This window comes from Streptomyces sp. NBC_01591 (genome assembly GCF_035918155.1).
GTDB lineage: Bacteria > Actinomycetota > Actinomycetes > Streptomycetales > Streptomycetaceae > Streptomyces.
In genome coordinates this window covers 6,017,154-6,035,415 of record NZ_CP109327.1, presented here as the reverse complement: position 1 = coordinate 6,035,415, position 18,262 = coordinate 6,017,154, and the positions used below count along the sequence as shown (strand labels likewise).

The 18,262-nt window shown below is 68.6% G+C and carries 19 protein-coding genes; 5 read left to right on the top strand and 14 right to left on the bottom strand.

Translation table 11 applies throughout. The annotated features are described in order from the left end of the window. Window positions 1–18: 18 nt before the first annotated feature. The 3 genes from OG978_RS28025 to OG978_RS28015 are packed head-to-tail and all read left to right on the top strand — an operon-like array spanning window position 19 to window position 2,156. Window positions 19–810, top strand: coding sequence for an ABC transporter ATP-binding protein (locus tag OG978_RS28025; RefSeq protein WP_326767863.1), 792 nt, complete (start codon window positions 19–21; stop codon window positions 808–810). Further along, window positions 810–1,559, top strand: a complete 750-nt coding sequence (locus OG978_RS28020; RefSeq protein ID WP_326767862.1) for an ABC transporter permease — start codon at window positions 810–812, stop codon at window positions 1,557–1,559. The genes OG978_RS28025 and OG978_RS28020 overlap by 1 nt, the downstream gene beginning before the upstream one ends. Window positions 1,560–1,568: 9 nt before the next feature. Beyond that, window positions 1,569–2,156 carry a cob(I)yrinic acid a,c-diamide adenosyltransferase gene (locus OG978_RS28015; RefSeq protein WP_326767861.1) on the top strand — a complete coding sequence of 196 codons (588 nt, stop codon included), beginning with the start codon at window positions 1,569–1,571 and terminating at the stop codon, window positions 2,154–2,156. A gap of 33 nt (window positions 2,157–2,189) precedes the next feature. Here OG978_RS28015 and OG978_RS28010 read toward each other — a convergent pair whose 3' ends face one another. Further along, complete coding sequence (locus tag OG978_RS28010) at window positions 2,190–2,735, bottom strand: hypothetical protein (RefSeq protein ID WP_326767860.1); 546 nt, start codon at window positions 2,733–2,735, stop codon at window positions 2,190–2,192. A 151-nt stretch (window positions 2,736–2,886) separates the two neighbouring features. Between OG978_RS28010 and OG978_RS28005 the strand changes: the two genes are divergently transcribed. Both OG978_RS28005 and OG978_RS28000 read left to right on the top strand, forming a co-directional pair. Continuing rightward, window positions 2,887–4,083 (top strand): sensor histidine kinase, encoded by a 1,197-nt coding sequence (locus OG978_RS28005; protein WP_326770190.1) that lies wholly within the window; start codon window positions 2,887–2,889, stop codon window positions 4,081–4,083. Next, complete coding sequence (locus OG978_RS28000) at window positions 4,080–4,730, top strand: response regulator transcription factor (RefSeq protein WP_326767859.1); 651 nt, start codon at window positions 4,080–4,082, stop codon at window positions 4,728–4,730. Before OG978_RS28005 ends, OG978_RS28000 begins: the two co-directional genes overlap by 4 nt. A gap of 140 nt (window positions 4,731–4,870) precedes the next feature. On the opposite strand, the gene OG978_RS27995 is transcribed toward OG978_RS28000, so the two are convergent. The 13 genes from OG978_RS27995 to glyA form a co-directional block, all read right to left on the bottom strand. After that, entirely contained in the window at window positions 4,871–6,499 is a 1,629-nt protein-coding gene (locus tag OG978_RS27995; protein WP_326770189.1) for a transposase, read from the bottom strand. A gap of 292 nt (window positions 6,500–6,791) precedes the next feature. Continuing rightward, on the bottom strand, window positions 6,792–7,238 hold the full coding sequence (locus tag OG978_RS27990) for a DUF2550 domain-containing protein (protein WP_326770188.1): 447 nt from the start codon (window positions 7,236–7,238) through the stop codon (window positions 6,792–6,794). A gap of 141 nt (window positions 7,239–7,379) precedes the next feature. Continuing rightward, complete coding sequence (locus OG978_RS27985) at window positions 7,380–7,754, bottom strand: F0F1 ATP synthase subunit epsilon (RefSeq protein WP_093898532.1); 375 nt, start codon at window positions 7,752–7,754, stop codon at window positions 7,380–7,382. Between the two features lie 110 nt (window positions 7,755–7,864). Next, complete coding sequence (atpD, locus tag OG978_RS27980; RefSeq protein WP_326767858.1) at window positions 7,865–9,307, bottom strand: F0F1 ATP synthase subunit beta; 1,443 nt, start codon at window positions 9,305–9,307, stop codon at window positions 7,865–7,867. After that, entirely contained in the window at window positions 9,307–10,221 is a 915-nt protein-coding gene (locus OG978_RS27975) for a F0F1 ATP synthase subunit gamma (RefSeq protein WP_326767857.1), read from the bottom strand. Before OG978_RS27975 ends, atpD begins: the two co-directional genes overlap by 1 nt. A 3-nt stretch (window positions 10,222–10,224) precedes the next feature. Continuing rightward, on the bottom strand, window positions 10,225–11,796 hold the full coding sequence (gene atpA, locus OG978_RS27970; RefSeq protein WP_326767856.1) for a F0F1 ATP synthase subunit alpha: 1,572 nt from the start codon (window positions 11,794–11,796) through the stop codon (window positions 10,225–10,227). Window positions 11,797–11,934: 138 nt separating this feature from the next. Beyond that, complete coding sequence (locus OG978_RS27965) at window positions 11,935–12,750, bottom strand: F0F1 ATP synthase subunit delta (protein ID WP_326767855.1); 816 nt, start codon at window positions 12,748–12,750, stop codon at window positions 11,935–11,937. Next, window positions 12,747–13,292: a F0F1 ATP synthase subunit B gene (locus OG978_RS27960; protein ID WP_072483719.1), complete on the bottom strand. Its 546-nt coding sequence runs from the start codon at window positions 13,290–13,292 to the stop codon at window positions 12,747–12,749. Before OG978_RS27960 ends, OG978_RS27965 begins: the two co-directional genes overlap by 4 nt. Window positions 13,293–13,329: 37 nt before the next feature. After that, window positions 13,330–13,563 carry a F0F1 ATP synthase subunit C gene (locus tag OG978_RS27955; RefSeq protein ID WP_072483720.1) on the bottom strand — a complete coding sequence of 78 codons (234 nt, stop codon included), beginning with the start codon at window positions 13,561–13,563 and terminating at the stop codon, window positions 13,330–13,332. 72 nt (window positions 13,564–13,635) lie between these two features. Beyond that, window positions 13,636–14,472, bottom strand: coding sequence for a F0F1 ATP synthase subunit A (gene atpB, locus OG978_RS27950; RefSeq protein ID WP_326770187.1), 837 nt, complete (start codon window positions 14,470–14,472; stop codon window positions 13,636–13,638). Between the two features lie 210 nt (window positions 14,473–14,682). Then, the gene (locus OG978_RS27945; RefSeq protein ID WP_326767854.1) at window positions 14,683–15,120 is read right to left on the bottom strand and encodes a hypothetical protein; all 438 of its coding nucleotides are present in this window, start codon (window positions 15,118–15,120) and stop codon (window positions 14,683–14,685) included. A gap of 262 nt (window positions 15,121–15,382) precedes the next feature. Further along, entirely contained in the window at window positions 15,383–16,756 is a 1,374-nt protein-coding gene (locus OG978_RS27940; protein ID WP_326767853.1) for an MraY family glycosyltransferase, read from the bottom strand. 120 nt (window positions 16,757–16,876) lie between these two features. Continuing rightward, window positions 16,877–18,142 carry a serine hydroxymethyltransferase gene (glyA, locus tag OG978_RS27935; RefSeq protein WP_326767852.1) on the bottom strand — a complete coding sequence of 422 codons (1,266 nt, stop codon included), beginning with the start codon at window positions 18,140–18,142 and terminating at the stop codon, window positions 16,877–16,879. Between the last annotated feature and the right edge of the window lie 120 nt (window positions 18,143–18,262).

The following is an 18,262-nucleotide window of genomic DNA, read 5'->3' as shown; positions in this document are numbered from 1 at the left end:
TCTGTTTTTGTGGTCACTATGCCAATCATCAGTACGGCCGGGCTCGCCCGGACCTTCGACAGCGGGAACGGGCCGGTCCACGCCGTGCGGTCCGTCGACCTGACGGTCGCCGCGGGCGAGATCGTCGGCCTCCTCGGCCCCAACGGGGCGGGCAAGACCACGACTCTGCGGATGCTGACCACCCTGCTCGCCCCCACCGGCGGCACGGCCACCGTCGCCGGGCACGACCTGGCCGACAACCCGGCCGGGGTGCGCGCCAAGTGCGGACACGTCGCCCAGTCCGGCGGTGTCGACCCCCACCTCACCGTGCGGGAGGAGCTGGTCACCCAGGGGCGGCTGTACCGGCTGAGCAGGGCGGACGCGACCGCGCGGGCCGCGGAACTGGCCCGCGGGCTCGGCCTCGACGATCTGCTCGACCGGAAGGCGGTCACGCTCTCGGGCGGTCAGCGCCGCCGCCTGGACATCGCGATGGGCATCGTCCACCGCCCGCCCGTCCTCTTCCTCGACGAGCCCACCACCGGACTCGACCCGGGCAGCCGCACCGATCTGTGGGACCTGGTGCGCGGGCTGCGCGACGAATTCGGCACGACGGTCGTACTCACCACCCACTACCTCGACGAGGCGGACGCGCTCGCCGACCGGCTGATCGTGATCGACCGGGGCGTGGTCGTGGCCGAGGGCACCCCGGCCGCCCTGAGGGCCGAGCACGCCGGCTCCCCCGCCGCCTCGCTCCAGGACACCTTCCTCGCGATCACCGGCCGCGCCGCCGCGCCCGCCGATGCCGCACCCCTCTCCGTACAGGGGCTTTGATGCTTCTCCATGACATCGCGCTCGTCTTCGGGCGCTACGCCCGCCAGACCCTGCGCTCCCGCTTCCAGATGCTCTTCGGCGTACTGATGCCGCTGCTGTACCTGCTCTTCTTCGGCCCGCTCCTCGACGGTCTGCCGCTCGGCTCGTCCGGCGACTCCTGGCAGGTCCTGATCCCCGGACTGCTGCTTCAACTCGCCCTGTTCGGTGCCTCGTTCGCCGGATTCTCGATCATCGTCGAGAAGTCCACGGGGGTCGTGGAGCGGATGCGGGTGACGCCGGTCAGCAGACTGGCGCTGCTGCTGGGCCGGGTCCTGCGGGACGCCCTGCTCTTCATGCTCCAGGCGGTGCTGCTGGTGCTGGCCGCCCTGCTCATGGGCCTGCGCGCGCCCCTGCCCGGGGTGCTGATCGGTTTCGCGTTCGTCGGTCTGCTCACGGTCGCGCTGGCCTCGCTGTCCTACGCGCTGGCCATGAAGGTGGCGACGCCGCAGGAGTTCGGACCCGTCATCAACGCGGTGACCATGCCGGCGATGCTGCTCTCCGGCCTGATGCTGCCGATGACTCTGGGACCGGCGTGGCTGGACATCACGTCGCGCTTCACACCGTTGCGCTATCTCGTGGACGCGGTGCGGGACGCGTACGTGGGCTCGTACGCCACCTCGCACATGCTGTACGGGGCAGTGATGGCGGTCGTCTTCGCGGTCGCGGCCGTGGCGGTGGGTGCCCGGGTCTTCCGCCGGGTGGGGCACTAGCCTGACGGCATGGTCAATCTGACACGTATCTACACGCGCACCGGCGACCAGGGCACCACCGCCCTCGGCGACATGAGCCGGACCGCCAAGACCGATCTGCGGATCTCCGCGTACGCCGACACCAACGAGGCCAATGCCGTCATCGGTACCGCGATCGCGCTCGGGCAGCTCTCCGAGGAGGTCGTGAAGGTCCTCGTCCGTGTGCAGAACGACCTGTTCGACGTGGGCGCGGATCTGTCGACCCCGGTCGTCGAGGACCCGGCGCTGCTAAAAAAAATGGCCCCACCGTTGCGGGTGGAACAGAGCTACATCGACAGCCTGGAGGCGGACTGCGACCACTTCCTGGAGCAGCTGGAGAAGCTGCGCAGCTTCATCCTGCCCGGTGGTACGCCGGGGGCGGCGCTGCTCCACCAGGCGTGCACGGTGGTCCGGCGCGCGGAGCGGTCCACCTGGACGGCGCTGGAGGTGCACGGCGAGGTGATGAACGCGCTGACCGCGACGTATCTCAACCGCCTCTCCGACCTGCTGTTCATCCTCGCGAGGACGGCGAACAAGGAGGTCGGCGACGTGCTGTGGGTTCCGGGCGGCGAGCGGTAGCCGTCCCGGTCCGCGAACCGGGACGGGCCGGGGTCAGCGCGACGGCCCCGGCGCCGCCTTCGGGAACAACGTGTAGCTGCCCGCGATGACCACGTTGAGCCCGATCACGAACAGCATCTTCTGCTGCCACGCCTGCAACGACGACACATCGCCGTCCCCGCCCACGTACCAGACGGCCGCCTGGAGCAGCGCCATCGCGGTCACCGCCGCGACCGTCCACCGCGCCGCGACCTTCCACTCGTGCGCCGCGCGTGCCATGCCGTACTTCGGCGGTTTCACCGGCGGCGGTCCGCCCGCGAAGCGGTGCGCCACCCGGGCGTCGACCCAGCGGATCGTGGAGTGGCCGAGCCCCACCGTGAAACCGATGTAGACCGCGGCGAGCCCGTGCTTCCAGTCGGGCTGCGCCCCGTTCTTCAGGTCGATGGCGGTCACCACCAGCAGCACGACCTCCAGCAGCGGCTCGCACAGCAGCACGGCCGCGCCCAGCCTCGGCTTCTTCGCCGGGTACCTCAGCGCGAGCCCCACGGCCAGCAGCACCCAGAAGGCGACTTCGCAGAGCACGATCAGCGTGACGATCACGTCACTTCTCCTTCCCCTCACCTCCAGCCTTCCGGCCGCGCCGCCCGGATTCGTCGTCGGCAGTGACGAACCGCGACTGCATCCTTCGATGTACTCGCGCCTCACCCCCGGTACGGAGGTCCGGGCGCGGGCCGCCGTGTTGGATGGGAGGGTGTTCTCCATCGCCCGGCCGCACCGCCACGACGTGCTCATGGCCGCCATCGGACTCTTCGGCGGCCTCGTCCTGTGGGCGCTCGGCCTGCACATACAGGGCGAGCGGGCCTTCATCGCCCCGTGGGTCTCCCTGGTGCCGCTCGCCGTCGTCTCGGGGCTCGAACTGGTACGCAGGACCGCCCCGCAGGCGGCCCTGGTCATCGGCACCATCGCACTGGTCGCGGACCAGTTCACGGTCGGGAACCTCGCTACGGTCCTGATGTTCACGGATCTCATGTACGCGGCCGTGCTGTACGGAAAACCGTCCGCCGCCCGCCGCATCCCGGTGACCACGTTCCTGATCACGGTCGGGATCACCATCGGGTTCCTGGCGTGGTTCCGCAACCCCCAGGCGCTGCTCATCGGCGTCGTCACCGGCATGGTCTCGTTCCTGCCCGCCATCACCGGGGTCAGCGTCCGCAACCACCGGGACGCCGCCGAGGCAGCCCGGCTGCGCGCCGACCAGACCGCGCTGCTGGCCGAGATGGACCGGACCCAGGCGGTGACCGCCGAGCGCACCCGGATGGCCCGCGAACTGCACGACATGGTGGCCAACCACCTCTCGGCGATCGCCATCCACTCCACCGCCGCGCTCTCCATCGACGACCCGGACACCTCGCGCGACGCGCTCGGAGTGATCCGGGAGAACAGCGTCGACGGCCTCGCCGAGATGCGCCGGCTGATCGGGCTGCTGCGCACCGGCGGGGCCGACTCGGCTCCCGCCGCCTCGCCGACGCTCGCCTCGCTGGACGCACTGGTCGACCAGGCCCGTACGAGTGCCGCGTCGAGCGGCCTGACCTGCACGTTCGAGGAGACCCGGGACGAACGTGGCCCGCTCGCCGCGCCGGTCGAGCTGGCCGCGTACCGGATCGTCCAGGAGTCCCTGACGAACGCGCTCAAGCATGCCGCGCCCGGCCCGGTCGTGGTGCGGCTCGGGCAGTCCGGCAAGCTGCTCACGGTGGAGGTCAGCAGTGTGATCGGGGACCGCCCCGGGCCGCGCGCACCCGGCTCGGGGGCCGGCCTGGTGGGAATGCGGGAACGGGTGGCGCTGCTGGGCGGTGCGATCGAGGCCGGTCCGTCCTCCGACGGCGACGGTACGAAGATCTGGCGGGTACGGGCCGAACTGCCCGTGGAGGAAGGGGCGTCGAGGACATGACGATCCGGGTTGTGGTCGCCGAGGACCAGTCGGCGGTACGGGCGGGACTGGTGCTCATTCTGCGCAGCGCGCCCGACATCGAGGTCGTGGGCGAGGCCGGGGACGGCGAGGAGGCGGTGCGCCTGGCCCGCGAACTCCGGCCGGATCTGGTGCTGATGGACGTGTCGATGCCGCGGCTGGACGGGGTGTCGGCGACCGGGCAGGTGGTGGCCGAACAGCTCGCGGACGTACTGGTGCTGACGACGTTCGATCTGGACGAGTACGTCTTCGGGGCACTGCGGGCGGGGGCCGCGGGGTTCCTGCTGAAGAACACCGACGCGCGCGATCTGCTCGAAGCCGTACGCACGGTGGCCCGGGGCGAGGGGCTGATCGCCCCGGCCGTGACGCGCCGTCTGATCGCCGAGTTCGCCGGGACCGCTCCCGTACGGCCGGCGAACGCGCCCGACCCCTCGGTGCTCGACGCGCTCACCCGGCGGGAGCGGGAGGTTCTGGGCTGTCTCGGCGAGGGGTTGTCGAACGCCGAGATCGCGGTCCGGCTCTCCATGGCGGAGGCGACGGTGAAGACACATGTGAGCAGGTTGCTGGGCAAGCTGAAGCTGCGCAGCCGGGTCCAGGCAGCCGTACTCGCACAGGAGTTGGGCATCTGAGGTTTAGCCGCGAACTTTGGTCCAGACCTCTTGACGATTGGTCCAGACCTTCCTAATCTCACCGAGCACACTGCGGTGAGCACGCCATGACAGGGCGGGCTCAGGGCGGCGCAGGGTTTGCAGTCCACGGACCACCGTTCCTAGCCAGTGTGCATGAGTGAGTCTTGGACCCACCGATGTGTACTGGGCGCATCCCGAACGGTTTTGGATGCGCTGGGTTGCCGCTTTCTCGTCCCGTTCGGCGGCACGTCTCTGGGGGCGTGGTCCGTTGCGGGTGGGCGGGTTCCCTCACGCCCTCGGACACCTGGCCCGGCCTGGGCGGTCCGATGCCCCGCACGATCACTCCGGTCGTGTGGGGGCGGTGCCGTCCGACGCCGGACCGGGTGTCCGAGGGCGCGTCGTCCGATCGCGATACCGGCGGCATCATGACGGGACATTCTGCGGTGCGGGGTGGCCAGCGGTTTCTGCCAGTGCTGGGCACCCCACAGGGAGGTGTAGGCGGGGTCGACCGCGACAATGCCCAGGCCCTGTTCGGCTGCCATGGAGACCAGCCGGGCCTTGAGTCTGCCGGTCGGAATGCCCGAGATCAGCTGCCGGAACCGCTTCCTGCGGCCGTGCTTCTCGCGGGTCTTCTCGGCGGTGAAGTCGAGGTCTTCGATGGCGATCGCGGCGACACCGGCCTGCTTGGCCCAGTTGATCAGCCGGGTCAGGGCGTGGCGGATCTGTGCGTCGCGGTGATCGGCGGTGCCGGACAGGTCGTAGCCGAAGCGGTGCGGGTCGCCGACCGGATTGCCGTGCCGGTCGAGGCGGTAGGCGGCGAAGTGGTCGGCGTTGGTGTCGACACCGATCATGCCCCGGGCGCGGGCGGTGGCCAGCGGCATGGTCTGCACGACGGGGCGTTGCCAGGACGCGGTGAGGTACCAGCGGCGGCGGTCCACGTCGAGGTGGATGCGGTAGGCGACGGCCCGGTTCGCGGTGATGCGGTCGGCCCACTCCTGGCCCCGGTGCGCGAACGCCACGGTCGAGGTGAGGGTGTACCGGCCGTGCTTGGCGTCGGCCAAGTGCGCGAGCGGGGCAGGCAGTTTGATGCTCACCTCGCCGTCCGGGGTGACGCGGATCGTTTCGTTCCCGAACCGCTTCCCCGACTCGCCATCCGCAGCGATGAACCAGCGCTCCGCCTCCCAGCGCTCCCGCCACTGCTCTTGGGTGAGGTGGGCGTCGACGAGGTGGTGACGGGTGTTGAGGAGACGTTTGCCTCCGCGTACGACCCGGACGCGTCCGGCCTGCCGGTCACGGACCGCGGCATCGTGCCGGGCTTCCAGCACCGCGAGGCGTCGGGACTTGTGGAACCACTCGCCTTTGGAGCGGTAGCCACCGGCTGCCCGCTTCGTGCCCCTCGCGCCGATGGGGAGGGACAGTCGATGCCGCAGCGTCCCGATCCCGGCTTCCAGATTCCGGATGTGCGCCGCCTGACAACGCCGGGCCAGCGCCCACTGATCGTGTGTGGCTTTGGTGATCGCACCGGCGATCCGCGACGACGACTGGGCGGTCAGGTCCCGCTTACGCGACGCCCAGGTGCCCGCGCTGTGCTCCAGACCATCCGCACAACGGGCCCTGAGATCACGGGAAGCGAGCGCGCCTTGGTGCACACCGACCGCACGCAAAACCATCTCGTCCTGCGGGGTGAGGTGCTTGAGACGGTCCCGGACCGCCACCCCGCACGGCGCGGGCGCCACGAAGGGTGCCGTCAACTCCCGCACACCACCCACCACAACACCCTCTCCCCCAGACTGGAAACCTGCCACCTGCCCAACGAGCAGCAGACGCCAGGGTCACCCATTCGATCCCAGAACGTCCGTTCCCGCCCCGCGAAGCCGCCGACAGGACTCACTCCTGCCCACTACAACGCACTTCAGCTCAGCAAACCGACAGCAGCTCACCACCCCCACTCAGTACCGCGCACGCCCCCGGAAAGCAGCCGGGGAGACAGGTCCGCCCCCTGTCTCCCCGGTATTTCGTCGGCTGCCGTACGGGCGAGGCCACGTCGTACGGACCTCGGGCTCAGGCCACGTTGACCCGCTGGCCGGGCGGAGCCGCCTCCAGCCAGGCGAGGAATCCGGTCAGCGCGTCCTCGCTCATGGCCAGCTCCAGGCGGGTCTCCCGGTGGAGACAGCCGAGCACCACGGCGTCGGACAGGAGCGCCAGCTCCTCCTCGCCCTCGGGCAGCCGCCGGGCGACCACCTCGATCGAGGAACGCTCCAGGACCCGGCGCGGGCGAGGAGCGTAGGAGAAGACCCGGAACCAGTCGATCCGGTCCTCGCTGTACCGGGCGACCCCGTACACCCAGCCCTTGCCCGAAATATCGGGCTCTTCCGGAACGTTCCATCGCAGGCTGCAGTCGAAGGTCCCGCCGGAACGCTGAATCAGCCGCCGGCGCAGACCGAAGACGAAGAGTCCAATCAGGACCAGTGCGACGACCAGCCCGCCCACCCACAGCGCGAGGAACATCTCCACCGACCTCCTCGCGTCGTCGAGTAACGGATACCGCCAGAACTACAACCGCACCTGCATCGCCTCAGCCGCGGCACGGTCTGGAGTGGTCTCCAGCTCGGGCCGCGGCTGAGGGTAAAGCTACGTGGTCGCGGGGCGCTAGCGCACCGCCACCGCACGCAGTCGCACTTCGGCGCGCCGCTCGGAGGCAGCGTCCGTGTCCGACTTCGCGCGCTCCAGCGCACGCTCGGCGCGCTGGACATCGATCTCGTCCGCCAGCTCCGCGATCTCCGCGAGCAGCGAGAGCTTGTCGTCCGCGAACGAGATGAAACCGCCGTGCACAGCGGCGACCACGGTGCCGCCATCGCTCGTACGGATCGTCACCGGGCCCGATTCCAGCACACCCAGAAGCGGCTGGTGACCGGGCATGACGCCGATGTCGCCGGACGTGGTGCGCGCGACGACCAGGGTGGCCTCGCCGGACCAGACACTGCGGTCCGCGGCGACCAGCTCGACGTGCAGCTCAGCAGCCAAGGGTGGCTCCTCGGGTCACCACCCGGCCGTTCGAGCCGGGTGTTGGGTCAATTCTACGGGGCGTGGTGAGGGGGACGGGACACACCCGTCCCCCTCGGTGAGCCATGGGCTCAGGAGACGCCGAGCTCCTTGGCGTTGGCCTTGAGGTCCTCGATGCCACCGCACATGAAGAACGCCTGCTCGGGGAAGTGGTCGTACTCACCGTCGCAGATCGCGTTGAACGCGGCGATCGACTCGTCGAGCGGAACGTCCGAACCGTCCACGCCGGTGAACTGCTTGGCGACGTGGGTGTTCTGCGACAGGAAGCGCTCGACACGACGGGCACGGTGGACAACGAGCTTGTCCTCCTCGCCCAGCTCGTCGATACCGAGGATCGCGATGATGTCCTGGAGGTCCTTGTACTTCTGGAGGATCCCCTTGACACGCATGGCGGCCTCGTAGTGGTCCGCCGCGATGTAACGCGGGTCCAGGATCCGGGACGTGGAGTCCAGCGGGTCCACGGCCGGGTAGATGCCCTTCTCGGAGATCGGACGGGAGAGAACCGTCGTCGCGTCGAGGTGGGCGAAGGTGGTGGCCGGGGCCGGGTCGGTCAGGTCGTCCGCGGGGACGTAGATCGCCTGCATCGAGGTGATCGAGTGACCACGGGTCGACGTGATGCGCTCCTGCAGCAGACCCATCTCGTCGGCCAGGTTCGGCTGGTAACCCACCGCGGACGGCATACGGCCGAGCAGGGTGGACACCTCGGAGCCGGCCTGGGTGTACCGGAAGATGTTGTCGATGAAGAAGAGCACGTCCTGCTTCTGCACATCGCGGAAGTACTCCGCCATGGTCAGACCGGCCAGCGCGACGCGAAGACGCGTGCCCGGCGGCTCGTCCATCTGACCGAAGACAAGCGCCGTCTTGTCGATGACGCCCGAGTCGGCCATTTCCTCGATGAGGTCGTTGCCCTCACGGGTACGCTCGCCGACACCGGCGAACACCGACACACCGTCGTGGTTGTTGGCCACGCGGTAGATCATTTCCTGGATCAGAACGGTCTTGCCGACACCGGCACCACCGAACAGACCGATCTTTCCACCCTTGACGTACGGGGTGAGAAGGTCGATGACCTTGACGCCGGTCTCGAACATCTCGGTCTTCGACTCGAGCTGGTCGAAGTTGGGCGCCTTGCGGTGGATCGGCCAGCGCTCGGTGACCTCGGCCTCGGCCTCGGGCTTGTTCAGGATCTCACCAAGGGTGTTGAACACCTTGCCCTTGGTCATCTCGCCGACCGGCACCGTGATGCCGGTGCCCGTGTCGGTCACCGCGGCCTGGCGGACCAGACCGTCGGTGGGCTGCATCGAGATCGCGCGGACCACGCCGTCGCCGAGGTGCTGGGCGACCTCGAGGGTCAGCTTCTTGAGCTTGCCGTCCTCGGCCGGGTCGGCCACCTGGACAGTCAGCGCGTTGTAGATCTCCGGCATCGCGTCGACGGGGAACTCCACGTCGACGACCGGGCCGATGACCCGGGCGACGCGGCCCGTGGCAACGGCCGTCTCAACTGTGGTGGTCATTACTTGTCACTCCCCGCGGTCGCGTCGGCCAGCGCACTGGCGCCACCGACGATCTCGCTGATTTCCTGGGTGATTTCGGCCTGGCGGGCCGCGTTGGCAAGCCGGGAGAGCGTCTTGATGAGCTCACCGGCGTTGTCGGTGGCCGACTTCATCGCACGGCGGCGGGCAGCGTGCTCGGAAGCAGCGGCCTGCAGCAGCGCGTTGTAGATCCGGCTCTCGACGTACCGCGGAAGCAGGGCGTCGAGGACGTCCTCCGCCGACGGCTCGAAGTCGAACAGCGGCAGGATCTCGCCCTTGCCGACCTCGTCCTTCGTGGCATCGAGACTGAGCGGCAGCATCCGGTCGTCGACCGGGTTCTGCGTCATCATCGACACGAACTCCGTGAAGACGATGTGCAGCTCGTCCACGCCGCCCTCGGCGGTCTCCTGGGTGACCGCTTCGATCAGCGGGCCGGCAGCCCGCTTCGCATCCGCGTACGTCGGGCTGTCGGTGAAGCCGGTCCACGAATCCGCGATCTTGCGCTCGCGGAAGCCGTAGTAGGCGACACCCTTGCGGCCGATCACATACGTGACGACCTCCTTGCCCTCGCCCCGGAGCCGTTCGGTCAGTCGCTCCGCGGCCTTGATGGCGTTGGAGGAGTAACCGCCGGCCAGACCGCGGTCGCTCGTGATGAGCAGGATCGCGGCCCGTGCCGGGGTGTCGGCCTCGGTGGTCAGCGGGTGCTTGGTGGTGGAGCCGGTCGCCACCGCGGTCACCGCACGGGTGAGCTCGGTCGCGTACGGCGTCGACGCCGCCACCTGGCGCTGCGCCTTGACGATGCGCGAAGCGGCGATCATCTCCATCGCCTTGGTGATCTTCTTCGTGGCGGTGACGGAGCGAATGCGGCGCTTGTAAACGCGAAGCTGAGCGCCCATCGATCAGCCCTCGCCCAGGAGCTTGCCGTCCGAGGTCTCGAACTGCTGCTTGAAGGCGGCGACCGCGTCGGCGACCGACTGCAGCGTGTCGTCGGACATCTTGGCGCCCTCGGCGATGCTGGTCAGGAGGTCCTTGCGCTCACGGCGCAGGTACTCCAGCAGCTCACTCTCGAAGCGACGGATGTCCTCGACCGGGACGTCGTCCATCTTGCCGGTGGTGCCGGCCCAGATGGAGACGACCTGCTCCTCGACCGGGTACGGAGAGTACTGCGGCTGCTTCAGCAGTTCGACCATGCGCTTACCGCGCTCCAGCGACGCCTTCGAGGCCGCGTCCAGGTCGGAACCGAAGGCGGCGAACGCCTCCAGCTCGCGGTACTGGGCGAGGTCGACACGGAGACGGCCGGAGACCTGGCGCATCGCCTTGTGCTGGGCGGAACCACCGACACGGGAGACCGAGATACCGACGTTCAGGGCCGGACGCTGACCGGCGTTGAACAGGTCGGACTCCAGGAAGCACTGGCCGTCGGTGATGGAGATGACGTTGGTCGGGATGAACGCCGACACGTCGTTCGCCTTGGTCTCGACGATCGGGAGGCCCGTCATCGAACCGGCGCCCATCTCGTCGGAGAGCTTCGCGCAGCGCTCCAGCAGACGCGAGTGGAGGTAGAAGACGTCGCCCGGGTAGGCCTCACGGCCCGGCGGACGGCGCAGCAGAAGCGACACGGCGCGGTAGGCGTCGGCCTGCTTCGAGAGGTCGTCGAAGATAATCAGGACGTGCTTGCCCTGGTACATCCAGTGCTGGCCGATGGCCGAACCGGTGTACGGCGCCAGGTACTTGAAGCCGGCCGGGTCGGACGCCGGGGCGGCGACGATGGTCGTGTACTCGAGCGCGCCGGCCTCTTCGAGGGCACCGCGCACGGAGGCGATGGTGGAGCCCTTCTGACCGATGGCGACGTAGATGCAGCGCACCTGCTTGTTCACGTCGCCCGTGCGCCAGTTGTCGCGCTGGTTGATGATCGTGTCGACGGCCAGAGCGGTCTTACCCGTCTGACGGTCACCAATGATCAGCTGACGCTGGCCGCGGCCGATCGGCACCATGGCGTCGACGGCCTTGTAGCCGGTCTGCATCGGCTCGTGCACCGACTTACGGACCATGACGCCAGGGGCCTGCAGCTCGAGGGCGCGGCGGCTGTCGGTCGCGATCTCGCCGAGACCGTCGATCGGGTTGCCGAGCGGGTCGACGACGCGGCCGAGGTAACCCTCGCCGACGCCGACGGAGAGCACCTCACCGGTGCGCTGCACCGGCTGGCCCTCTTCGATGCCGCTGAACTCGCCGAGGACGATCGCACCGATCTCGCGCTCCTCGAGGTTGAGGGCGAGACCGAGGGTGCCGTCCTCGAACTTCAGCAGCTCGTTCGCCATGGCCGAGGGAAGACCCTCGACCTTTGCGATGCCGTCGCCGGCAACGCTGACCGTACCGACCTCCTCGCGCGAGGCCGCGTCCGGCTTGTACGACTGGACAAAGTTCTCCAGCGCGTCCCGGATCTCCTCCGGCCGGATCGTGAGCTCCGCCATCTGGGTTCCCTGCTCTCCTTGTTGGGCCCGAAGTTTCTTAAGGGGGTCTGGGGGCCGACCCCCAGGAATCTTCTGCAATTTCTGCACGGCCCAACCGGGCCGCTGGTCTTGCTCTGTTCTGTTGCTGCGTTGCGCTGGTCAGCCGGCCATGCGACGGGTCGCCTCTTCGAGGCGCTCCGAGATGGTGCCGTTGATGACCTCGTCGCCGACCCGCACCACGATCCCGCCGAGGACCGTGGGGTCCACATCGAGATTCAGGTGCATCGGGCGGCCGTAGATCTTCGCCAGTGCGGCGCCGAGGCGCTGCTTCTGCTGATCGCTCAGCGGCACTGCCGAGGTGACCACGGCGACCATGCGGTCCCGGCGCTCCGCGGCAAGCTTGGAGAGGGACTCGAGTCCCGCTTCCAGGCTACGTCCACGCGGCTGGGTGACAAGCCGCGTGACGACGCGCTCGGTGGTGGGCCGCGCCTTGCCGCCGAGCAGGCTGCGCAGCAGCTGCCCCTTGGCGGCGGTGGACGCGGACCGGCTGGTGAGCGCGGCGCGCAGCTCCTTGTCGGAGGCGACGATCCGGCCGAACCGGAACAGCTCGTCCTCGACGTCGTCGAGGTCTCCGCTGCGCTGGGCGGCGGTGAGGTCCGCGGTGTTCGCCAGTTCCTCGACCGAGTCGACCAGGTCACGCGACTGCGACCAGCGGGAGCGGACCATGCCGGAGATCAGGTCGACGGTCTCGCCGCCCACCTGACCGCGCAGCAGTCGTCCGGCCAGCTCCGCCCTGGCCTCGCCGGCCTGCGACGGGTCGGTCAGGACCCGCCGCAGTGAGACCTCGCGCTGGAGCAGCGCCGTTACGGCGGCCAGCTCCTCGGCGAGCTTCGCCGCGTCGACCGACGTGTTGTCGGTCAGCGCGTCGAGCGACTCACGTGCGGCAGCCAGTGCCTCGCGGCTCGCGCCGTTCATCGGACGGCCTCGGCCTTCGCCTCGAGCTCGTCGAGGAAACGGTCGACGGTGCCGCTCTGCCGGGCGTGGTCCTCAAGGGACTCGCCGACGAGCTTGCCGGCCAGGTCGGTGGCGAGCTTGCCCACGTCCTGACGCAGCGCGGAGGCCGCGGCCTTGCGGTCGGCCTCGATCTGGGCGTGGCCGGCAGCGATGATCTCCTCGCGCTGCCGCTGGCCTTCCGCCCGCATCTCCTGCAGGATCACAGCGCCCTGCTCCTGCGCCTCCTGGCGCAGGCGCGCGGCTTCGTGGCGGGCCTCGGCGAGCTGAGCCTTGTACTGCTCAAGCACGCTCTGGGCCTCGGTCTGGGCCGCATCGGCCTTTTCGATACCGCCTTCGATGGCCTCGCGGCGCTCTTCCAGAACCTTGTTGATGTTCGGGAGGAGCTTCTTGGCGAGGAAACCGAAGACGATGACAAAGGCGATGAAGCCAATGACGAGCTCAGGGATCGGCGGGACAAGCGGGTTTTCCGGCTTCTCCGCCGCGAGCTGAACCAGAGGGTTCACGTCAGTGCCTTCCGTCGAATGGTCTGTTCGCGACCAGTCAGGAGGTCGGGTAGACGAACGGCATGACCAGACCGATCAGGGCGAGCGCCTCACAGAAGGCGAAGCCGAGGATCTGGTTGGCGCGGATCAGGCCGGCAGCCTCGGGCTGACGGGCGAGAGCCTGGGTGCCGTTACCGAAGATGATGCCGACGCCGACGCCGGGGCCGATGGCGGACAGGCCATAACCGACGGAGCTGAGGGAACCGGTGACGGCGGCAAGGGTCTGGGACATGCCAGTTCTTCCTTCTCTTTCACGGACCGGCGGGGGTTGGCCACCGGACGACTGGGGGTATGGGAGGCGCGATCAGTGGTGCTCGGCGACAGCGCCCTGGATGAAGGTGCACGCCAGAAGCACGAAGACGTACGCCTGAACGGCCTGGATGAACAGCTCGAAGGCGGTCATCACGATGACCATCACGAACGACACACCCGCGTAGGCGATACCGATGCCGTTGAGCAGGTACCAGCTGGCGATGGTGAAGAGCAGCAGCAGCGTGTGACCCGCGAACATGTTCGCGAAGAGTCGGACCGCGTGCGTGAACGGGCGGACCAGGACGTTCGAGAAAAACTCGATGACCATGATCAGCGGCAGAACCCCACCGAGCGACTTGTCGTAGCCCGTCAGGTTCTTCAAGCCACCGACGAAGCCGTGCCTCTTGAAGGTGACGCTCATCCAGAGGACGTAGACGATCAAGGCCAGAGCAGCCGGGTACGCGATGATCGACGTCACCGGGAACTGGGCGAGCGGGATGATCGACCAGAGGTTCATCATCCACACGAAGAAGAAGATCGAGACCATCAGCGGGACGTACTTCTCGCCCTCGCGCTTGCCCAGCGTCTCGTAGACGATGCCGCGGCGTACGAAGTCGTAGCCGGCCTCGGCGACCATCTGCAGCTTGCCCGGAACGACCTTCGGCTTACGGAAGGCGGCCCAGAAGAAGCCGACGATGATGACCGTACCGAGGAGCGCCAACAGCATCGTCTTGTTGAAGTAGATGTTGCTGTCCGCGTCACCGAAGATCGGCTCGAACAGAAAAGAGTGCAAGCCAGGACCCGGGAAACCACAACCGTCGAAGATGTGGCAATCGGTCTCGAAGGCGAGCACCTGTGTCGGGTCAGCACTCACCGCGGGCTCCTTCAGCGTGGCGCATAGGTACGGCAACCTCGTTGTGTCGGCGCGGCGCGCAGCCGCGGTTCGGCACTGGACTGGTGTTACGGATGTGTGAGCGGCAGTCAGGCATTGAGCCTCGCGATCGAGCAGGCGTCAGCTCACATGCCCGCGCCCGCAGTGCCGCAGTTGGAACCGGACGATAGCAGGGTCTTGGACCCGCACTTATCCCGCCCCTACCCTTCACGACTTCGAGCCCGTGTTCTTGGGCTTTTCCGCCTTGTCGGACTCGGGTTCGACGTAAAGGATCTTGGCCTTCATGTGTGCACGCGTCTGTGCGCCGATCCACACGAGGGTCGTCGCGACCAGCGTGATCGCGAAAGCCCTCGGGTTGAACATCGTCGTGTCCTTGAAGGCGGCGACGAAGATGAACATCAGGAGAAGCTGAGCCGCATAGAGCATCAGCCCCATTGCCTGGAACAGGTGAGGCAGGGACCGTGCGGTCCGCTGCAGGACCACGAGTCCGATCCCCATGAAGACGATCACCACGATCGTCGCAACGGCCGCACCCACGGCTCCCTTGCCGCCGGCCACGCCAGCGCTGACGGCGGTGGCAACAGCACCGGCGACAGCGGTGGGTACAGCGGCTTGAAGGAGAGTCCGGGCGTCGTTGGACGGCATGGCGGCAGCTCCGCTTGCAGGGGGTGGGCAGTGTGTCGTCATGGACGAGCGTAGGCCCGGTCCGAGTCGATGCCTCGGGCCAATGGACCGTGCTACTCAGGTCCTTCGGCTCCGTCACCGGGCTTCGTGAACGGTATCACAAACTATTTGATGAGGTCTTTACCAAGAAAGTGTGCTTACTGTCACACGTGAGAGTGAATTCGCCCATGTGAGCAAGGCAACGAAATTTATTGTGTGCTATTGCCCCTTGGTGCCCGAATTCTCAATGTGCGGATTCAGCCCTGTCTCTGTCCGAAAAACGCGAACGGGGGCCGATGGCGGTCGCCCCGTTGACGCCGGAGACTCCCACGACGACCGGCGTGCGCTCCTGTGACTCGGGCCCCGTCTGCCCCATCCGGCTTTCCAGGGGCCCCTGTTGGGCCTCCGCCGACTCGGTCCCGGGCTCCTCGTCCCGCCGCCTATGGCGATAGCGCGGCGGTACGAAGCGTTCCGCCCAGTACGGCGCCCGCGGGGTGAAGCGGGGCATCAGCAGCAGTACGAGGCCCAGCGTGCTCATCCCCATGATCACCAGCACGATCCACAGGGACGCCGAGTGCACGGAGTAGCCGACCGCTCCGAAGGCGATCAGGGCCGACCAGAAGTACATGATCAGCACGGACCTGCTGTGCGAATGGCCGATCTCCAGCAGGCGGTGGTGCAGATGGCCGCGGTCCGCCGCGAACGGCGACTGGCCGTTCCAGGTCCGGCGCACGATCGCCAGCACCAGGTCGGCGGCCGGGACCGCGATGATCGTCAGCGGCAGCAGCAACGGGATGAAGACCGGCAGCATCGCCTGGGTGGCCTCGCGCTCGCTGCCCGCGAAGAGCTTCATCGTGTCCGGGTCTACCCGGCCCGTCACGGAGATCGCGCCGGCCGCGAGCACCAGCCCGATCAGCATCGAACCCGAGTCGCCCATGAAGATCCGCGCGGGATGCATGTTGTGCGGCAGGAAGCCCAGGCACATGCCCATCAGGATCGCCATGAAGAGCGTCGCCGGGGCCGCCGCCTCGATCATGTGCCCGTACCAGAGCCGGTACGTGTACAGGAAGAACGCAGCGGCGGCGATGCACACCATGCCCGCCGCGAGGCCGTCCAGACCGTCGACGAAGTTGACCGCGTTGATGGTGATGACGACCAGGGCGACCGTGAGCAGCGTGCCCTGCCATTGGGTGAGCGCGACGGTGCCGACGCCGGGGATCGGCAGCCACAGGATCGTCAGACCCTGGATGACCATGACCGCGGCGGCGATCATCTGCCCGCCGAGCTTGATCAGGGCGTCGATCTCGAACTTGTCGTCCAGGACACCGATCAGCCAGATCAGCGCGGCGCCGGAGAGCAGCGCCCGCGGCTCGGTGGAGAGCTGGAAGACCCAGTCGAGGTTATGGAGATGGGCCGCGACGATCAGTCCGGCGCACAGCCCGCCGAACATGGCGATGCCACCGAGCCTCGGTGTCGGTTCTCGGTGGACGTCACGCGCACGGATCGCGGGCATCGCCCCGATCGCGATGGCGAACTTACGCACCGGACCGGTCAGCAGATAGGTCACCGCGGCCGTGACACAGAGCGTCAGCAGGTAATCACGCACGGGCTGCCCCATAGATTTCGCCGGCCATCTCAGCCCACACCCTAAACCGTCCGGCAATCACCGACGGCCGCGCTGCACGGGCCTCATGACCGAGGACACAGTGCGCAGGCCGTTCGGTTCCGCACCGGACGCCTACCCCGGGTAGGGCGGATACCGCTCCGCCAGTTCCCGCACTTCCGCGCGGATGTCGCCGTCCTCACGCACCGCCGTCCCGAAGAGCACCGCGAGCCGGGCCATGTCGGTGTCGTCCATGCCCTGGGTGGTGACGGCCGCGGTGCCGAGCCTGATGCCCCGGGCGTCCCCGTACGGCAGCGCGCAGGTGTCCAGCACCAGGCCCGCCTCCGCCAGCCGGGTGCGGGCCGTCCGTCCGTCGACGCCCAACGGGGCCGGGTCCGCGACGATCAGGTGGGTGTCCGTGCCGCCCGTGGTGACCTCGAAGCCCTCCGCCTCCAGACCGGCCACCAGCACCCGGGCATGGGCCACCACCCGGTGCGCGTACGTCGTGAACGCCGGGGTGGACGCCTCCCCGAACGCGACGGCCTTCGCGGCGACCGTGTGCATCTGCGCACCGCCCTGGGTGAACGGGAAGACCGCCCGGTCGATCCGCTCCGCCAGCTCCGCACCGCACAGGATCATTCCGCCGCGCGGCCCGCGCAGCACCTTGTGCGTGGTCGCGCAGACCACATCGGCGTACGGCACCGGGTTCGGTGCCGCTCCCCCGGCGATCAGCCCCATCGGGTGCGCGGAATCGGCGATGAGATACGCGCCCACCTCGTCGGCGATCTCCCGGAACAGCTCGTAATCGGGGTGACGGGGGTACGAGATCGAGCCGCTCACGATCGCCTTGGGGCGGTGGGCACGGGCCAGGGCGCGCACCTGCTCGTAGTCGATCAGACCGCTCTCGGAGTCCACCCCGTAGCCGACGAACTCGAACCAGCGGCCGGAGAAGTTGGCGGGCGAACCATGGGTGAGATGTCCGCCGTACGGGAGCCCCATCGCGAGCACCGTGTCCCCGGGGCGGAGCAGGGCGGCGTACGCGGCCAGGACCGCGGAGGAGCCGGAGTGCGCCTGGACGTTGGCGTGCTCGGCGCCGAAGAGCGAGGTGGCGCGGCGGCAGGCGATGCGTTCGGCGGCGTCGGCCTGCTCGCAGCCGCCGTGGTGGCGGGCGCCGGGATAGCCCTCGGCGTACTTGTTGGCGAGCGGTGAGCCGAGGGCGGCGAGGACCGCGGGCGAGGTGAAGTTCTCGGCGGCGGTCAGCTGCAGGGTGCTGGACTGGCGGTGCAGCTCCCCCAGCAGCACGGCGGCGATCTCCGGATCCTCCCGGAGCAGGGCGTCGAAGTCCTGCGGCAGGGCGGTCCCGGGGGCGGAGGGCGGTGCGGCTGGAGTGGTGACCGGCATCGATGGGCTCCGGACCTGGGGAGGGGTGCGCTGGCGTCAGGTCCAATGTAGGCCCGCGACGGGCCTCCTGCCTGCTGTGCGGCGCCGTCGTGCACCCGTTGGGCCCTCCCCTGCCCGGAC

Excerpts from the sequence above, each read along its gene's own strand:
- OG978_RS27975 (WP_326767857.1), bottom strand. The coding sequence starts at position 10,221 with ATGGGCGCTCAGCTTCGCGTTTACAAGCGCCGCATTCGCTCCGTCACC.
- OG978_RS27965 (WP_326767855.1), bottom strand. The coding sequence starts at position 12,750 with ATGAACGGCGCGAGCCGCGAGGCACTGGCTGCCGCACGTGAGTCGCTC.
- OG978_RS27945 (WP_326767854.1), bottom strand. The coding sequence starts at position 15,120 with ATGCCGTCCAACGACGCCCGGACTCTCCTTCAAGCCGCTGTACCCACC.
- OG978_RS28015 (WP_326767861.1), top strand. The coding sequence starts at position 1,569 with ATGGTCAATCTGACACGTATCTACACGCGCACCGGCGACCAGGGCACC.
- OG978_RS28025 (WP_326767863.1), top strand. The coding sequence starts at position 19 with ATGCCAATCATCAGTACGGCCGGGCTCGCCCGGACCTTCGACAGCGGG.
- atpD (WP_326767858.1), bottom strand. The coding sequence starts at position 9,307 with ATGACCACCACAGTTGAGACGGCCGTTGCCACGGGCCGCGTCGCCCGG.
- glyA (WP_326767852.1), bottom strand. The coding sequence starts at position 18,142 with ATGCCGGTCACCACTCCAGCCGCACCGCCCTCCGCCCCCGGGACCGCC.
- OG978_RS28020 (WP_326767862.1), top strand. The coding sequence starts at position 810 with ATGCTTCTCCATGACATCGCGCTCGTCTTCGGGCGCTACGCCCGCCAG.
- OG978_RS27940 (WP_326767853.1), bottom strand. The coding sequence starts at position 16,756 with ATGGGGCAGCCCGTGCGTGATTACCTGCTGACGCTCTGTGTCACGGCC.
- OG978_RS28000 (WP_326767859.1), top strand. The coding sequence starts at position 4,080 with ATGACGATCCGGGTTGTGGTCGCCGAGGACCAGTCGGCGGTACGGGCG.
- OG978_RS27990 (WP_326770188.1), bottom strand. The coding sequence starts at position 7,238 with ATGTTCCTCGCGCTGTGGGTGGGCGGGCTGGTCGTCGCACTGGTCCTG.
- OG978_RS27955 (WP_072483720.1), bottom strand. The coding sequence starts at position 13,563 with ATGTCCCAGACCCTTGCCGCCGTCACCGGTTCCCTCAGCTCCGTCGGT.
- atpA (WP_326767856.1), bottom strand. The coding sequence starts at position 11,796 with ATGGCGGAGCTCACGATCCGGCCGGAGGAGATCCGGGACGCGCTGGAG.